This is a genomic window from Clostridium pasteurianum BC1, from assembly GCF_000389635.1.
Classification (GTDB): Bacteria; Bacillota; Clostridia; order Clostridiales; family Clostridiaceae; genus Clostridium_I; species Clostridium_I pasteurianum_A.
This window is the reverse complement of the sequence record NC_021182.1, coordinates 846346-864017: the sequence shown is the minus strand read 5'-3', so window position 1 is coordinate 864017 and position 17672 is coordinate 846346. Positions and strand designations below refer to the sequence as shown.

Here is a 17672-nt window from a genome sequence, read left to right as displayed (position 1 = left end):
TTCACTCCAAACAACTTTTGTTTAAAAATTTTTTATTGATTAATATAATTTTATCTATACTTATTTTACAACTGGACGTCCAATTGAGTAATATTCTACTCCAGCTTCCTCTGCCTCTTCAAGGCTATAGCAGTTACGTCCATCAAATATTACAGGCTTTTTCATCAATTCACTATATCTGCTTAATTTTATTTCAGTGATTTCCTTCCACTCAGTAAAAAGAAAAGCTAAATCTGCATCCTTTAGAGCTTCTTCAGGAGCTTGTACATAAGTTATCTCTGTAGGAAATAACTTTTTAAAGTTTTCTTCTCCCACTGGATCATAGGCAATTACCTCTGCTCCTTCTTCTAAAAGCATTTTTACATTTGGAATAGATGGTGCTTCTCTTAGATCATCTGTACCAGGTTTAAAAGTAAGTCCAAGTACAGCTACCTTTAGACCTTTTAATATTTTACATTTCTGCTTTGCTTTCTTTATCAATCTAAACTTTTGATTTTCATTGACATCTATAGTTGCTTTAACAGTTTTCACTTCATATCCGCAGCCATCTGCCAGCCAATGAAGTGCTTTTGTATCTTTAGGGAAACATGAACCACCGTATCCGATACCTGCTTTTAGGAACTTATCTCCTATACGTGGATCATAGGACATACCTTCTGTTACGTGTTCTATGTTTGCTCCTACTAATTCACAAAGATTTGCAATTTCATTTACAAAGGAAATCTTTAATGCCAAGAAATCATTTGATGCGTATTTTATCATTTCTGCACTTCTTCTATCTGTCACTACAATAGGCTGATTGAATCTATTGTAGATTTCTCTCATAATATTTTTTGCATATTCAGATTCTACTCCAACTACAATACGTTTAGCATAAAGTGTATCCTTAACTGCTGTACCCTGTGCTAAAAATTCCGGATTTGATGCTACTTCTATATGTACGTCATTCACTAAATTGTCCTTAAGAAATTCTTCTACTTCATCATTAGTTCCTATAGGTACTGTAGATTTAACTACTACTAAACAATCCTTAGTTACATTTTGTGCAATTTGTCTCGCTACTATATAAACATAATCCAGATTAGCTGAACCATCTGATTTTTCAGGAGTACCTACTCCTATAAAGATTACATCTGCATCTTTATATGCGTTTTTATAATCTGTAGTAAAATCAAGTCTACCTTCACTATAGTTTCTCTTTAATAAATCATCTAACCCTGGTTCATATATTGGAGAAATACCATCCTTCATAAGTTGAACCTTTTTTTCATCAATATCTACACAAGTTACATTATGTCCTACCTCTGATAAGCAAGCTCCACTTACCAGACCTACATATCCAGTTCCTGCTACAACTATTTTCATCTAATCGTTCCTCCTTAATCTATCTGTCTCTATATATTTAATGAGCATTCTTATCTCCAAACAATACAAAGAATGTCTTAACTATTAATTTTATATCTATCCATATATTTCTTTCTTCTATATACTTTATATCAAGCTTCATCCAATCCTCAAAACCTATCTCATTTCTACCCATAACCTGCCAATAACAAGTTAGTCCTGGTTTTGCAAGAAGCTTTAATTTATGATAATCACTGAATTCAGCTACCTCACTTGGTAGATTTGGTCTTGGTCCAACCATTGACATATCCCCTTTAATTATATTAAATAGCTGTGGGAGTTCATCAAGGCTTGTCTTTCTTATGAATTTACCAACTCTAGTTATTCTAGGATCTTCTTTCATCTTGAACATTGGACCAGACATTTCATTTTTATCTTTTAATTTTACTAATAATTCCTCTGCATTTACTACCATAGATCTGAATTTATACATTTTAAATAGCTTGCCATTTTTTCCCACTCTCTCTTGAGAGAATAGTACAGGACCTTTAGAATCAAGTTTAATTGCTATTGCGGTTATTATTATGACAGGACTTAAAAGAATAATTCCAATTACTGAACCAAATATGTCCAGTAATCTTTTTAGAAAAAAATACATGAAACTTTTTGAATATTCAGCAGTTTCAATATTTTCCCTTATTTCTGCATTTTGCAACATAGATTCCCCCTTTTACCCTTTTTATATTTTTCATATCTAGTTGAACCCATAAACAATGGCACAAATTATTAACATTTCAATACAGTCAATTCTTTTCTTATGAACACTTTGTGAATTTCATATTGTGTGTTTATTGTATCATCATTTTATAACCATTACAAGAAAATATGGAATATTGTGTAATTACATTTTCTTAAAAATATTTTAATGTTATTAAACTTCTTATTATATTTTTATTTTTTCATATCTTCTCTATATTGTTATCTTTGTATTATATATTATATATCATATTAATTCAATATGATTAATTGGTTATCAAAACTCTAACTCTTATTCTATATTATAATTATTTTACTTATTATTATTGCAGTACTTTTATTTATTATGGAACACAATAATCTAGCTATCTTCATCAGTTAGATTGTTTATTCTCTCATAGCTGGAGGGTTATTATCTTTATTTCCATCTCTTGTGGGTATATTTTCTAGATTTACTGATAATATAGCCGTAGGCATACCTACTATAAAAATAATCGTAGACTCAATCATCAGTGATTATTTGAAATTTTTTACATATAATAATATTATTTTTATAGTACTTGGAATTATTCTGGTAGTAATTTCTACATATTTAGAAAGAAATTCAAGAGGTTTAATAAGTTCTATTTAAAAAGGTTACACATATGTCTAAAGTGATCCTTAAAGTCTTGTAATGTTTTTTTAATTTACTTAATTCAATAATGGCATAAAATAATTGTAAATTATATACTTATTTATATTATTAATAGAATTATTAATGAAGTTTTTATCTGAATTGGAACATGGAAAGCAACATTGCTATTTTGAGGAATATTTGGAAGTAAATATATCTATATACTAAGAAAAATATAAACTTATACCACGCTCTTTTTTAATATAAAGTAAAATTTTTCAATTCGCAATAGGCATCATTAGTTAAAAAGATGGTATTGTATGGGTATAATCCTACAGAGAATTATTATGTAAAATATGTTAAAAGAAATGTAACTCAGCAAGGACATGAGATTTATGCAAAAGTAAAAGGCACTGCACAAATTACTGCTATAGTATTAGACAAATCACCAAGCACGTACCCTGCCATATTAGCAGTTAAAATTGATGATAGTGATTGGGTGAGATACACCATAGACCCAGGAATGACCTCAGTGCAAATTGCAACAGGACTTGATTTAGATGAGCATTGGGTAAGAATAATGGCTAGCATGAAAACCGATGGTCGATTTGATAACAAAGAGAGTAGGAGTTTTACCAACGCTTCTATTGAAAGTTGTATGTAACACATATATAATAAAGAATGGAATATAGGTTTAAATTTCATATTATCCCTTATCATAGTTGATTAATATAATTTTAGGAGTTGATAATGGTGAAAATATTAATAACGGGAGCAAACGGACAACTTGGAAGAGAACTTCAAAAGCAGTACAAAGGAAAAGACGTTGAACTTATTCCTACAGATGTAAAGGATCTGGATATAACAGATGTGAAGGCAGTAAATAAATTTGTAACTGAACATAAACCAGACGTAATTATAAATTGCGCAGCTCATACACAGGTGGATAAATGTGAGGAGCAGATAGATCTAGCCTATAAAATTAATGCCATAGGGCCTAAAAATTTAGCTTCCGCTGCTTATAATATAGAGGCCGAGATTGTGCAGGTCTCTACTGATTATGTATTTAATGGAGAAGGAAACACTGAACTCACAGAGTTTGACACACCTGATCCTCAAACAGTATATGGAAGAACTAAATTAGATGGAGAAAACTTTGTTAAAACTCTAAATCCAAAACATTACATTGTTAGAACTGCATGGCTATATGGGGATGGAAATAATTTTGTAAAGACTATGATAAAATTAAGTGAAAATCACAGTGAATTAAAGGTGGTAGATGATCAAGTTGGTACTCCTACCAGCACTGTAGATTTAGCTAAGGTAATAATAAAACTTTTAGATGATAAAAATTATGGACTATTTCACTGTACCTGCAAAGGTGTATGTACATGGTATGATTTTGCTAAGGAGATATTTAGACTAAAAAATATTGATGTAAATGTTATTCCATGTACTACAGAAGAATTTCCAAGGCCAGCTAAAAGGCCTAAATATTCTGTACTTAGAAATTATATGCTGGAGCTTACCACAGGTGATATAACAAAACAGTGGCAGGAATCTTTAAAGGACTATATTGAAGATTTACATATGTAAGCCTCTAAAACTCGTACTTCAAAAGTGCGAGTTTTTATTAATATTCTATTATATTATTTTAGTAATAATTGTACTTTTATTGAGTATAAGGATAATAGTACTTACTAATGTGTATTAATTCTGTCTAAGTTCTCCATTTACTTTACTGCTTAGCTATAATTCCACAGGAAAATTAATATTTATATGCAGCTAAGTCTCATTTTTAAGTTTACCTTTTTTCCCTTTTGTTACTATGTAAAGTAACATACTTATATCATTTCTCCTAACAGATAAAGCTGCCCATATTAAAAATAGCACAACTTCAATAGCATATTTTAATAATATATTATTAATAAATAAATCAGAAATAACACTTAAAACTATAATTCCAATAGAAGTAAAAATCAATTTATAATTGTATTTACTAAACTTAAAATTTAATTCCTTTTTCATTACAAAATAATTAAAAATAATTTCTACTAAATTCATCAATATGTATCCTATCACTACACTATATAATCCTAATTTGTCTATAAAAAAATATGTACTAGCAGTAATAATGATAAAATCCAAGGTATTTAGTATTGCAAGCTTTCCAAGTTTAGGGATAGTCCATAATGGTGTTCCAATTACCCAGGCTATACATTTTAAGATATCGCCTAAAATAAACAATGGCAAAATATTTGCTGCTTCTAAAAACTTAGTGGAATAGAAAAGTATAATTACTATTTTTCCAAATATAATTATACATAGCATAATAGGCATTGCTATTAATACTATAATTTTTAACGTTGAATTTAATTCATCATTTATTTCTTTTTTGGTTTTTAATGAACATAGAGTTGGAATAAGATATACTCCTAAGGAGGATAAAACTAATCCTAAATATTGATTTATTAAGGACCAATCCGCCTGGAATATTCCAGAGCTATCAATTCCCATTTTACTTATTATAATTTTTCTTATAAGCAACACATACATATTGCTTAAAAACATTGTATAAAGTGCTATAACGCTATATTTTATCAATATTTTTAATAAAGCTAGATCATAAAATCCTTTTATTCCCTTAATTATTCTGTCATCATGGCTTCTGCCCAAATACCAATAAACTAAACTTGTAATAACTGCTGTTATAAATATTGATATTATAGCTCCTTCTAATCCATAAAAATAAGTTAAGGCTACACTTACTACCAAAGTTATTATAGATGAAAAAATATTAGCTAGTCCGAGTATTTTAATTTTCTTGAATCCATTTATCAGGGCTATATTTATCTGATTAAAAGTTAAAAATGGTATTGAAAACATAGCAATGTAAATATACTTTTTATCAAAGGAACCTATATTTAATATACCTATACTTTTATTAAATATTATTATAGATAATGTTATAATTATAGATAAAATAATAGTTGTAATGTAAGAAGTAACTATTATACTCTTAATTTTCTTTTTATCATCTATATTTTCATTGATTTCCTTAATAATCCCCTGATTCATACCCAAAGAAGAAATTGGAAGAATAGTTGTTATTATGTTATTGATAAATGAAGTTACACCTACCCCTGCCGTTCCAAGCAAAACTGCTATTATTTTTACTTTACCAATATTAACTAAAACCTGAATAACTGATGCAAATCCCATTCCTAAAATTGATTTTAGCCTATTATTTTTCATATGAGTACATCCCTTCCAATATTACTATCCATTTTATTTTATAGGGTATCTATAGATAAATATTAAACAACATCTTTTTTAACAAATATAAGTTTATTAGTAAGATACTTTATTGTCTTACTTACTAAGTTCTTATTGTAAACTAAAAATATTATAAATGATATTATTAATAAGAATATCTCCACCATAATATTGTTATTATAGTAAAAAAATATATATAATGCTGAAATTAAAGATAGGGATAATAATTTTATTTTGTTAATATATATAGTAAAATATTTTTTTGTTTGAAATATTCTTAAAATCCACATAACAAAAAATGAAATCATAGTTGATATTGAAGCTCCCTGTATTCCAATCACAGGTATCAAAATAATATTAAATATAACATTTACTATACCACCAATTGAAGATGTATAAAATGCACCTTTAGTATCTTTAGTACTAAGATATCCCGTACCATAAAAAGAAGAAAAAGCATTTAATATAGTAGCTACATACAAAAATGGGATATACAATGCAGCTTCATGAAACTTATCATTTACTGCATATTTTATAGCGAATTTTGTTAATGGTAACAATACAATTACAGATGTAAATTCAATAATCATAAGAATATTAAACATATTTGAATAAAATTTATTTCTATCTTTCGATTTATATTCACTAATAGCACTTTCTTGCCATGCCAAAGAAAATATAGCATTCACCATAATTAATATAGCTGGAAATTTATTTGATACTGCATATATTCCATTTGCTTCAATACCTTTATATAAATTTATAAAATACCTATCAGAAACATTCATGAACCACCAGCTAACTAGATTGGGTATTAATGGAATTGAAAATAATAACAATTCTTTCTTTAATTTTTTATCATATAAACTATATCTTATATACTTACAAATCTTCAATCTAAATTCTAAATAGATTATCACTCCTATACATGATATAATATTAGATAATATTAATGATGCAACGCCAAAGTGAAACACTATAATAAATATTATATTTAAAGATAAAACAATGATGGTTCCAACTATTCCAGAAATAGAATATTCAGCATTTTTTCTAATACCTCTAGAAATTTGAGCCCAAAAAGCAGATATTATATTAAAATTAATTTGTGACAAGATTAAGTATTCGTATTGAAAACTTTTAAATTGTACAAAGATAATATAAATTACATTGAAGAAAAATAAATTTGTCAATGTAATAAAAAATGAATTTGAAACAACTCTAGATATATCATTGTCATTTTTGGAATCTAATAAAAATCTATATAATCCATCAGTTATTTGAAATGTTATAATTGGAATTAGTAATGTCACTGTAGTTGTAATCAAATCAAAATAACCATAATCACCTGTTGATAAATAATATGTATAAAATGGCAATAGTAAAAATGTTAAAAACTTAGATCCAAAATTACCTACTGCATATATAATTGTGTTTTTAACTAATAGTTTATTTCTGTTCATTTTTTACCTCTATAAATTTAAATTATTTTAAATTTTCGATTATATAAAATTTGCACATTCCTTAATATCATTAAGCACATGCTCTGTCAATTCACTAGGCTTTAATTTATATTTATAATCATTTTTTATTAATCTGTCTATTACTGATAGATATTTAATCACATCAAACTTTTCCACAATAATTCTATCTTTCTGTGAATATCCTATTGAATTTAAGAACTCAGTACATTTTTCATGATATTCAAATAGTACGAAAGGAATATTAGCCATGTAAGACATAATGGCTGAATGCAGTCTAATTCCTATAAATAAGTTACATTTTTTCATTTCATTCCAAAACCACAAAGTATCTTTTGTATAATTGATGAGCTCCACTTTACATTTACTCTTAAATATATTTAGAGATTCTATAGTGATTTCATTATCACCACTTATTTTATTATTATTAAACACAAAAAACTTTAACGTTATGCGTTTATATTTTTCAACCATTTTATCTATTAACAGCTTCATTACTTCTTCTCTTTGTATTTCTCTATTAATGTCTTTTCCTGAGTACCTTTCGCAATGACAAAGGCTTATACCTACAACAAGCTCATCTTTTTTATTATTATCAATCCTTTGTCTATAATATTTTTTATTAATAACTGGAAGTAAGCTTGCTATATCAAAACTTTGTTTACAAACTCCCCTCAAGTTCATCTTCTTTGCTATTTCATAGGAACGTTTATCTCTTAACGAAATATATGTAAAATTATTTAAATAGTTTTTTATAGACTCATAATCTCGTTTTGTATCAAATGGTCCTAAAGAGACTCCTAAAGCATATAGTTTCTTTGTAAACTTTGTGGAAAATCTATAAAAATTTCTTAGATCTCCTATACCTGATAGTGCAGTGTGAAAATTTGATCCGCCAGCATACACTATATGTGAACTTTTAAAAAGAGTCATCAATGTAGAAAGTTTTTTAATTTTTTTATTCATTTTAGTACTTTGATTTTTTCTTGAATTATTATATAATTTGGGGATATTTTCGCCATTAAAATATATATTATTAAATTTCCAACATTCATTTGCTATCCATTCGGCAACTAGACAAAAAACATCATCTCCAACATTCTGGAATCCGTAATATCCATCAAACATTATTGTATCTTTTTTCATAGTTTCTCCTTAAAGTTAAATGAAAATTTACAATCATATAACCGTCTTCTTAATCTCCTTTATATCCTTAATATCATCTTTATTACCTATCAGAATAATATCATTGCTTTCAACTACAAATATATCTTCAAGACCGAAAATAATAACAGGTTTATTCTTTCCTACTACAATATTATTTTTGCTGTTTATATTTATTATATTTCCTACACAAACATTGTTATTTTCATCCTTATCTCTATATCTCTCCACAGAATACCAGGTTCCCACATCATCCCAACCGAATTCACTTGGTATCACATATATATCTTTAGCTTTTTCCATTATGGCATAGTCTATGGAAACACTGTCTACTAAAACATAATTACTTTTAAGTTTATTCATATATTCTTCTTCTGAAGTACAAGCTATTTCCTTAAGAACATCATAGGTGTTTTTCATATATTTTTCTGTAAGTCTTAATATGTTTTTTGCCTTCCAAACAAACATTCCACCGTTCCATAAAAAGTTTCCATTGTTTAAATACTGCTTTGCTTTTTCAAGATTTGGCTTTTCAACAAACATATCTACATTTCTTATCTTTAATCCATTTACTATAGAAGAAGTTCTATCACATTTTATATACCCATAGCCTGTCTCCGGTCTGTCAGGTTTCATTCCTAGAGTTACAATGGAATCCTGATTTTCTTCTATAAAAGAGTCCGCTGCCGCTATAACATTTCTAAACTCCTCTTCATTTTTTATAAGTTGATCTGATGGAAGCACTGCAATAGTGGCATCTTTATATTGTTTTTCTATTTGAAAAGCAGATAGTGCTATACAAGGTGCTGTATTTTTACCTATTGGTTCCACTATTATATTCTTTTCAGAAAGTTCAGGAAGCTGTTCTTTTACTAAGCTTATATATCTTTCTCCTGTAACCACAAATATTCTATCAACAGGTATCAAATCTTTTAATCTGTTTACAGTCATCTGTATCATAGTTTCCTCACCAAGTAATTTTAAAAATTGCTTAGGTTTTTCATCTGTAGAAAGAGGCCAGAATCTTTCACCTTTTCCCCCTGCCATTATAAGTGCACATAACATTTATTTTACCTCCCCTAAAGTATTATTTTTATACAATAGCTAGTGATACTGATATTTAAACTTGCCGTAACTAAAAATAACCACCCATAATTTTTTATTTATGCCTAATGAGCATTCTTATCCCCAAACAGCACAAAGAATGTCTTGATTATAAGTTTTATATCCACCCATGTATTTCTTTCTTCTATATACTTTATATCAAGTTTCATCCAATCCTCAAAGTCTATCTCATTTCTTCCCATAACCTGCCAATAACAAGTTAGTCCTGGCTTTGCAAGAAGTTTTAATTTATGATAATTACTGAAATTAGCTACTTCTCTAGGTAAATTTGGTCTTGGTCCTACAAAAGACATGTGGCCCTTTAATATATTAAATAATTGCGGAAGTTCATCAATACTTGTCCTTCTTATAAATTTACCAATTCTAGTTATTCTGGGATCCTCTTTCATTTTAAACATAGGGCCTGACATCTCATTTTTATCCTTTAATTTTATTAATAATTTTTCTGCGTCTGGCACCATAGATCTAAATTTATACATCTTAAACAACTTATCATTTTTACCAACCCTATACTGCGAGAATATTACGGGACCTTTTGAATCAATCTTAATTGCTATAGTGATTATTATGAAAACAGGACTTAATAGAATTATTCCAACTAAAGATCCAAAGATATCAATTATTCTCTTTAGGCAATAATAGATACTGCTTTTCCAATATTTATTTTCATAATGGTTAAAATTTATTTCCTCACTTAACTTTTCATTTTGCAATAAAATCCCTCCCGACCCTTTTACTTTAAATTTTTATATCTTTGTTATAATAACTGTTATATTTTTTTATGCTTTTCCTGCTGTATTTAAGCTTATTTGCTACAATCCCTATTATATTAGCTTTAACATAACTTAATAGCTTAATTGCTTTATTGACTTCAGTAATTTCTGATTCACCAGAAGCTAGTACTAAAAGTACGCCATCTGCTAACGTTGCTAAAGCTTGAACATCTGATAGGGATACAACAGGTGATGTATCCAAAATAATATAGTCAAAGTCTTCTTTAACTTTTGTCAAAAAATCCTTCATCTTATTAGAGGAAAGCATCTCTGAAGGGTTTGGAGGTATTGTTCCAGAAGTCAAAATATATAGATTGTCATTGTATTTTTGAACTACCTCATTAAACTTATATTCTCCTATCAATAAATTTGAAAGACCCTTTTCATCGGATAAATGAAATTTCTTATGTATTGAAGGCCTTCTTAAATCGCAATCCAAAATCAAAACCTTATTGTTTAATTCTGCAATGGACAGAGCCAAATTAGATGCTACTGTGGATTTTCCTTCGCAAGGAGAGGAACTTGTTATCAATAGTGCTTTTATATTATTATCTAAACTAAAAAATTGTATATTATTTCTTAATGTCCTGTACCCTTCTGATATAGATGATTTAGGCTTATCTTTAAATATCAGCATATTTCAATATTCCTTTCTAACTTTTTTCTTCCATCTGTATAGTTCCTAGTATTGGTAAATCAAAGTTTCTTTTAATATCTTCTATGCTCTCAACGGTGTCGTCAAAATAATCTAATAGAAAAATTAATCCTATTGAAATTAGTATACCTATTAAAAATCCAACTATAATATTAAATTTTTTATTAGGTTTTATAGGAGCTTTAGGAAGTTTTCCCTGATTTACAATTCTAATATCTCCAGCAGGATAAACACTATTTGCTACTTCAATAAAAGAACCTGTTATTGATTTTATTGAATCTAAAGTTTTTGTAGGACTTGTACCGTGCACAGTAACTGTAAGCATTTGAGTATCTTGAATTGGTTCAATTGTAGTACTTTTAGCAAGTTCATCAGCAGATATGGTATTATTTAATTTTTCAGCTGCTTCAGAATATATCTTATCTGAAAGAGCAATATTTGCATAAGTTTTAACAAGATTTTGATACATCATTACATCGTTATATTGAACATTTTGTGTTGATCCATCTCCCCTTTTATCAACAATTACACTAGCCTGTGATTCATATACAGGAGACATCATAAAAAAACTGATAAATCCAGAAATCAAAACACTTATTAGAGTTATGATAATCATTATCATTTTTCTTTTGGCAATGATACAAAAAAATTCATTAAACCCAATTAATCGTATTTGTTCATTTTTTTTCATTTTTTATTACCTCAATTCTCTATGCTACAATTAAGTATAATTTAATAGTACAAATTTCTACTGAACATATTCTGAACACATTTAAAAAATATTCATTAAATTTAAGAATAGCATTGTTCAATATTTTAATAATTATTTTAGCAGTACAATAGTTAAAAGAGCTGTCTTACAATTCATATATGTATTGTAAAACAGCTCCTTTTCAATAAGTTAAAATATATTTTACACTTCCATCTAAATTGATACTGTATTTTTTATCAGAAGCTTTGTCTCTACGAATTCCTCCAATAAGATCTATAATCTGAACATTATTATTTTCTACAGATATATTTATATCATGACTTTCACTGCTTGTTGTCCATACCGCATAGGCTATTTTACTGCCCTTTCTAAACATGAGTACATAATCATTTTTTGATGCCGTATCCACTCTTTTTATGTAGTCATACCCTTTCAATGTTTCATTCATAGTCTTAATTGCATAATAAGTTGGTTTAGGGGTTGAATCACTATACATTACTCCAAAATTATGTTCGGGATTGTTTTTATCATTTCCATCATTAATCCAGTCATACCAAATGCTTGTATTAACTCCACTGATGGTGTTTGATAAATATTGACGAATGCAATACTGTGCCTGCTTTGTTTCACTCATTCCTTCCCATGAAGTAGAATATCCCCATTCACCAGAAAAAATTTTAATATTTCTATTGTGAGGATAATTTTCTATTAAATTTTTTAAGTTTTTATAATCCTCAATAACGGTCTCCGGATTTGATTTTCTGTATGGGTGAACGCTGACAGCATCTATATATTTGAATAATCCTTTACTCCCTAAATAATCAAAAAAATTATATTGAACTTCTGATGCTGCTGGTGCCGCTATAAATGCATCTTTGTCTACTGATTTAATTGCTTTTATTGCATCCATAGCTAAATTAAAGTAATCTTCCCAATTAGCCTTTGGATGCCAAAAACCTCCATTGGGTTCATTCCAGATCTCCCACATAATGCTTTTTCCTCTATAACGTTCTACAGCGGCTTTAGCAAAATTAGTAAAGGCTTTTCGTCCTTCATCCGTATGTGGAGAAAGTCCATCATCATAAAATTTATTCTCATAATCTAACACAAAAAGTATTTTTACATTATTTTTTTCCATATCATTTACAAATTTATCATACTTAGAAAAATCATATGTACCTTTTTTATATTCCACAGAAGACCAAAATAAATCTATTCTTACAATTTTCAGTCCGGCTCCAGTAATTTTTTTTATTTCGCTGTCCTTCATTCCTAAAGAATGAATATTTACTCCTGTTAATGTCATAGAATTATTGTTGTTTATTGACCTGTATACTTTAACTAAAACAAAAATACTAATTATTATAATTGGTACTATTAAAAATATTACCTTTTTATTTTTCAGCATTATTTATTCCCCATTTATTTATTCTTTTTCATGTACAACTTAGGTTATTTCTTAACTTCTTTCACTGTCTTTTCAGTTCTTCGCTCTAAAGAAATTGCTGTAGTTATAGATAGTAAAATTCCTATAATAAATGATATGGCAATATATAATTTTTTATTTGGCTTAATAGGAGACTGTGGCAATTGTCCATTATCAACTATATTTACTTCTGCTATACTGCTAATACTATTTATATTCTCTGAAAAGGCCTCTGAAATAGCTTGTACTCTCTCTAAAGCTTCTTCTGGTGTATTACCATTAGCTTTTATATCAATAAGCTGAGTTTCATCTCTTGGAGTAACTGTAATAGAACTACCTAATTGAGATGCTGTTATACTTTTACCAAGTTTTTGAGCTGCTTTTTCCTCAATAAATCTTGATGTAGCAAGATCAGCATAAGTTTTTGTGAGACTTTGATACATCATCACATTAGTATACTGGCTGCTGGGGTCCTGTACCTGCATATCATTTTTATGTCCAATTATTATTACAGTTGAGGATGATTCATACACTGGAGACATAATAAAAAAGCTTATAATTACAGATATAATAACAGGGACTAAAGTAATTATTATTATTAAAACTTTTCTCTTTTTTATGGTGTAAAAAACTTCATTTAAGTCTATAACATTTTCATCCTTCATAGAGTACCTCCCAAGTATAATTTACTACGTTTTTGCTTTATTAATATCATTCTAAATTTTTACGAGGCCTGTATTTATATAGTCTAAAACGCATTAGATACAATTTTACATATAGCTTTAAACTCTTTAATCCGTTAATTAAACTTAAATTTTTCATATGATTAGTGTATAATTTTTCATATACTGAATTGAAATTTTTATGTATATCTTCATTACTGGAAGTATTTATATAAGCATAAGTATAGTTAATTAAAGAAAAAGGTATCCTGAACTGATAAATTAAATTTGATATTTTATCTATATTTTTATAGATAAGTTTATCAGCATTTTGTTTCATCCATTTATCTAAATTAATTAAAACATGTATATCCTCACTTCGTTTTAAAAATGATGAAGAAGTGGTTAATGAATTGGGTCTTATTCTGTATAACGCTAAATATTCTCCAACACAGCATACCTCTGTTATTGCAGCGATTTTAAAGAAAAATTCAAGATCCTCTCCCCAATTGCAATTTTCAGTAAATCTAATATTATTTTTATCAACTAAGGATTTTTCCATAACCCAGGTGCCTGTCCAACATATCACGTCATCTTTTAAAAAATCATATAATATTCTTCCTGAAAGCAGCTTCATTTTTCTTTTCTTTGTTAAATTATCTTCTTGAAAGAAATCTAAAAATCCACAATAGCAGGCTTTCATTGAAGTTTTCTCAATCATTTTCATTTGAGCCTCTATTTTAGTATCTTTCCACAAATCATCACTATCCATAAAAGCTATATATTTTCCAGTAGCTTTTTCAATTCCGCTATTTCTGGCTATAGATACTCCTGAGTTTTCTTGATAATAGTACTTTATTGTTTTTTTACCCTTATAAATACTTATGAGCTCTTTTATAACTTTAGCAGATTCATCAGAGCTGCCATCATCAATTGTAATGATTTCAATATCATCATAGGTTTGATTCAATATACTTTTTATAGTATCCTCTATATATTTTTCACTGTTATACACAGGAATTATTACAGACACTAAATATCCCACTAATATCCATTCCTTTCATAACTACTTATCTCCAGAATAATCATTAATCATGATTTTAAATTCAATATTTCATTTAATCTTGTGTCTTACATATTATTTTTCATCTACACTGCTTAATGATACAAATTTATATTGAACATTTTCTGAACATAATTAATAATAATTAATTTTATTTAATATTTTATAAATCCCAAAAGCCTTCCTAAAAAAATTCCTTTATATCTCTTTGCACTTTTAATTCTAAATTTTAAAAGGGAGAGTATTAATCCACCAATTGGTCTTATAAATATATATTGAAACCCTTTAAAAAAATATTTATAATTTTTTCTATAAAAAACTTCCTTTTTTACAAAGGCTCCCATACCCAATGCATACTCAAAATATCTATCACTTACTTCTATTTTAATGGGATGATATGCAAATATATTTGGATAATATTTTGACTTATAGGATTTACTCAGCAGATTGGATAACATATCGCTTTCTTCAGCAGAGCCAAAATACGCTCCAACTCCTAGCTTTTCATCAAAACTTATATCTTTTATATTTTTAACCTTAATGAATATAGTGTAACTTATTGATGTTTTAAATATATTAAATATACTTACTTCCTGCGTAGTGCTCTCCCATTTATTATTACTATCAGCCTCACTTATTTTATCAATGGATTTAAATGTTACTATGTCTATATTCTCATTTTCAAATTTATCGATAATCCGTTCTAACATTCCCTGGCTATACTCACAATCATCATCTGGAAAAGCAATTATATCACCAGACACATGTTTTAATCCAAGATTCCTTGATAAACTTAGCCCCTTTTTCTCAGAGTATATATATACTATATCCATTTTCCCCCTGTATTCATCAGAAATTTTTTTTATAAAATCCCCATCATTTTGGTCCACAATGATTAACTCATAATTTTTATAGTTTTGCACTAGTAATGACTCAATAAAATTTCTTACTTCTATTTCTCTTCCCAGTGTAGCCATTATTAAGGATATTTTATATTTTTTATTCATAATTTATCACTCCTAATAAGTGTGTTCTAAAATAAGCGATTATTAAATAATTTGTCAAAAATAAAAATAATAATTGTATATTCATAAATATTTTACTATAATTGTAATATCATTCAATATATTTTTGTGTAAAGAATTATATAAAATTATCTAACTAAGTTTGTTAATGTAATTTTTATAGGATTTATACAAAAATATATTTATAATATTACATAAAAGCTAGGAGGAATAACATGGAACTTGGAATAATAGGATATTTTTTAATTCCATTAGGAATCTACTTATTTTTTAAAGATGCTAAATATCTTTTATATTTAATAGTATTTTTTTCAGGATTTACTGCTGCTAGTGTTATCAATTTTGGCAGCACTTTTAGTCTACAGCCAGGTTATTATTTTGGAATTTTCTTTATAATAAAGACCTTTTTATCTATGTACAATAAGAAAACACTAATAAGACCTAATAAATTTTTATTTATTTTTGTGATTATAAGTATCTTATCCATAATTATGCCAACCTTAATCAATTCAAAGAGTATATTTATTATGAATCAATCTAGTTTAATTACTAATATTTTCTTTACATCTTCTAATATAACCCAGCTGTCTTATTTACTATTTTGTTTTATCCTATACTTATGTATAAAAAATTATTTTTATCATAATCCCGATGAAATAGAAAAATCAATAAAAATATTAGTATATAGCACAATAGCTGTCTGCTTGTTAGGTTTTTATCAGGAATTTGCATACTTAAAACATTTAGAATTTGATAAATTCTTTAGAAACGGAATACGTGGTAATACACAGGGTGCACAAAATTATTTTGTAAGGATATATAGTGTTACACAGGAACCCTCTATGTTAGGCTATTTTTTAGCTCCCATGATAGCATTAGGTGTATCTTTAGAAAAAAATATATTAAACAATAAATACAAGATACTATTTCTATTATTAATCATTGTAACTGGTATCTTATCCACTTCTACTACCTTTGTCGTAGGTTTAGCAGCACTAATATTAAAAGTAATCTTTGATAAACTCATGTTATTCATAAAAGATATTCACAATGAAAGCGAAAAAGTAGGTTATATTCTTCCCATAATATTTTTTACTTTTATACTGCTTTTAATTGTTGTAGTAAACTTAAATCCAGTTATTAAAGATACTCTTATAACCGGTTCTTATGATAAATTTATGGGAAATAATTTATCCGGTGAGGAGCGCTCATCAATTTTTAAGCTTCTCATAAATGCAGCCATGCACTATCCAATTTTAGGTATTGGTTTTGGTACTGCACGGGGTAAGGATTTATTATCCACGTGGCTCTGTAATGTTGGCTTTATAGCAGTGGGAGTATTTATAATATACCTTTATAAACTTATAACAAAGCTAAAAAATACAAGCAAATTGAGCTATGGAATTTCTAATTATATATTTGTTCTGTTTGCCTGTGCTTTTACCTCTGTACCGGAACCTTATAATCTGTTTATTTGGATCATATTTGCTGCAGCCGAAGTCTTAATTATAAAAAGCATATAAATTATCCTTATTAACATTGTATAGTTAATTTTCAACATAATATAAAATGGGCTTTCTCAAAATGTATAGATACC

17 protein-coding genes are annotated in these 17672 nt (G+C 27.7%); 3 read left to right on the top strand and 14 right to left on the bottom strand.

Features of this window, described 5'->3' with window-relative positions; all coding sequences use genetic code 11:
* Positions 1-60: 60 nt before the first annotated feature.
* The 3 genes from CLOPA_RS04055 to CLOPA_RS26395 form a co-directional block, all read right to left on the bottom strand.
* Positions 61-1365 (bottom strand): UDP-glucose dehydrogenase family protein, encoded by a 1305-nt coding sequence (locus CLOPA_RS04055; protein WP_015614203.1) that lies wholly within the window; start codon positions 1363-1365, stop codon positions 61-63.
* Positions 1366-1402: 37 nt separating this feature from the next.
* Positions 1403-2062 (bottom strand): sugar transferase, encoded by a 660-nt coding sequence (locus CLOPA_RS04050; protein ID WP_015614202.1) that lies wholly within the window; start codon positions 2060-2062, stop codon positions 1403-1405.
* A 425-nt stretch (positions 2063-2487) separates the two neighbouring features.
* Positions 2488-2610: a hypothetical protein gene (locus CLOPA_RS26395; protein WP_278246031.1), complete on the bottom strand. Its 123-nt coding sequence runs from the start codon at positions 2608-2610 to the stop codon at positions 2488-2490.
* Between the two features lie 413 nt (positions 2611-3023).
* Here CLOPA_RS26395 and CLOPA_RS04040 point away from each other — a divergent pair, with 413 nt between their 5' ends.
* Both CLOPA_RS04040 and rfbD read left to right on the top strand, forming a co-directional pair.
* Positions 3024-3377: a hypothetical protein gene (locus CLOPA_RS04040; RefSeq protein WP_015614201.1), complete on the top strand. Its 354-nt coding sequence runs from the start codon at positions 3024-3026 to the stop codon at positions 3375-3377.
* A gap of 89 nt (positions 3378-3466) precedes the next feature.
* The gene (rfbD, locus tag CLOPA_RS04035) at positions 3467-4309 is read left to right on the top strand and encodes a dTDP-4-dehydrorhamnose reductase (RefSeq protein WP_041711231.1); all 843 of its coding nucleotides are present in this window, start codon (positions 3467-3469) and stop codon (positions 4307-4309) included.
* Between the two features lie 189 nt (positions 4310-4498).
* Here rfbD and CLOPA_RS04030 read toward each other — a convergent pair whose 3' ends face one another.
* The 11 genes from CLOPA_RS04030 to CLOPA_RS03980 all read right to left on the bottom strand — a co-directional run bounded on the left by CLOPA_RS04030 (position 4499) and on the right by CLOPA_RS03980 (position 16057).
* On the bottom strand, positions 4499-5968 hold the full coding sequence (locus CLOPA_RS04030; protein WP_015614199.1) for an oligosaccharide flippase family protein: 1470 nt from the start codon (positions 5966-5968) through the stop codon (positions 4499-4501).
* A gap of 62 nt (positions 5969-6030) precedes the next feature.
* Positions 6031-7452: a lipopolysaccharide biosynthesis protein gene (locus CLOPA_RS04025; RefSeq protein WP_015614198.1), complete on the bottom strand. Its 1422-nt coding sequence runs from the start codon at positions 7450-7452 to the stop codon at positions 6031-6033.
* Positions 7453-7491: 39 nt separating this feature from the next.
* On the bottom strand, positions 7492-8616 hold the full coding sequence (locus tag CLOPA_RS04020) for a polysaccharide pyruvyl transferase family protein (RefSeq protein WP_015614197.1): 1125 nt from the start codon (positions 8614-8616) through the stop codon (positions 7492-7494).
* Between the two features lie 33 nt (positions 8617-8649).
* Positions 8650-9699, bottom strand: a complete 1050-nt coding sequence (locus tag CLOPA_RS04015) for a mannose-1-phosphate guanylyltransferase (RefSeq protein WP_015614196.1) — start codon at positions 9697-9699, stop codon at positions 8650-8652.
* A gap of 104 nt (positions 9700-9803) precedes the next feature.
* The gene (locus tag CLOPA_RS04010; protein WP_015614195.1) at positions 9804-10472 is read right to left on the bottom strand and encodes a sugar transferase; all 669 of its coding nucleotides are present in this window, start codon (positions 10470-10472) and stop codon (positions 9804-9806) included.
* A 25-nt stretch (positions 10473-10497) separates the two neighbouring features.
* A complete protein-coding gene (locus tag CLOPA_RS04005; RefSeq protein ID WP_015614194.1) occupies positions 10498-11169 on the bottom strand; it encodes a CpsD/CapB family tyrosine-protein kinase in 672 nt (223 codons plus the stop codon).
* A 16-nt stretch (positions 11170-11185) separates the two neighbouring features.
* Complete coding sequence (locus CLOPA_RS04000; RefSeq protein ID WP_015614193.1) at positions 11186-11878, bottom strand: YveK family protein; 693 nt, start codon at positions 11876-11878, stop codon at positions 11186-11188.
* A 202-nt stretch (positions 11879-12080) separates the two neighbouring features.
* The gene (locus CLOPA_RS03995; protein WP_015614192.1) at positions 12081-13307 is read right to left on the bottom strand and encodes a beta-galactosidase; all 1227 of its coding nucleotides are present in this window, start codon (positions 13305-13307) and stop codon (positions 12081-12083) included.
* Positions 13308-13351: 44 nt separating this feature from the next.
* Complete coding sequence (locus CLOPA_RS03990) at positions 13352-13990, bottom strand: YveK family protein (RefSeq protein WP_015614191.1); 639 nt, start codon at positions 13988-13990, stop codon at positions 13352-13354.
* A 46-nt stretch (positions 13991-14036) separates the two neighbouring features.
* Positions 14037-15032 (bottom strand): glycosyltransferase family 2 protein, encoded by a 996-nt coding sequence (locus tag CLOPA_RS03985; RefSeq protein WP_015614190.1) that lies wholly within the window; start codon positions 15030-15032, stop codon positions 14037-14039.
* 173 nt (positions 15033-15205) lie between these two features.
* A complete protein-coding gene (locus CLOPA_RS03980) occupies positions 15206-16057 on the bottom strand; it encodes a glycosyltransferase family 2 protein (protein ID WP_015614189.1) in 852 nt (283 codons plus the stop codon).
* 233 nt (positions 16058-16290) lie between these two features.
* Between CLOPA_RS03980 and CLOPA_RS03975 the strand changes: the two genes are divergently transcribed.
* Positions 16291-17598 (top strand): hypothetical protein, encoded by a 1308-nt coding sequence (locus CLOPA_RS03975; protein WP_015614188.1) that lies wholly within the window; start codon positions 16291-16293, stop codon positions 17596-17598.
* The last annotated feature ends 74 nt before the right edge of the window (positions 17599-17672 follow it).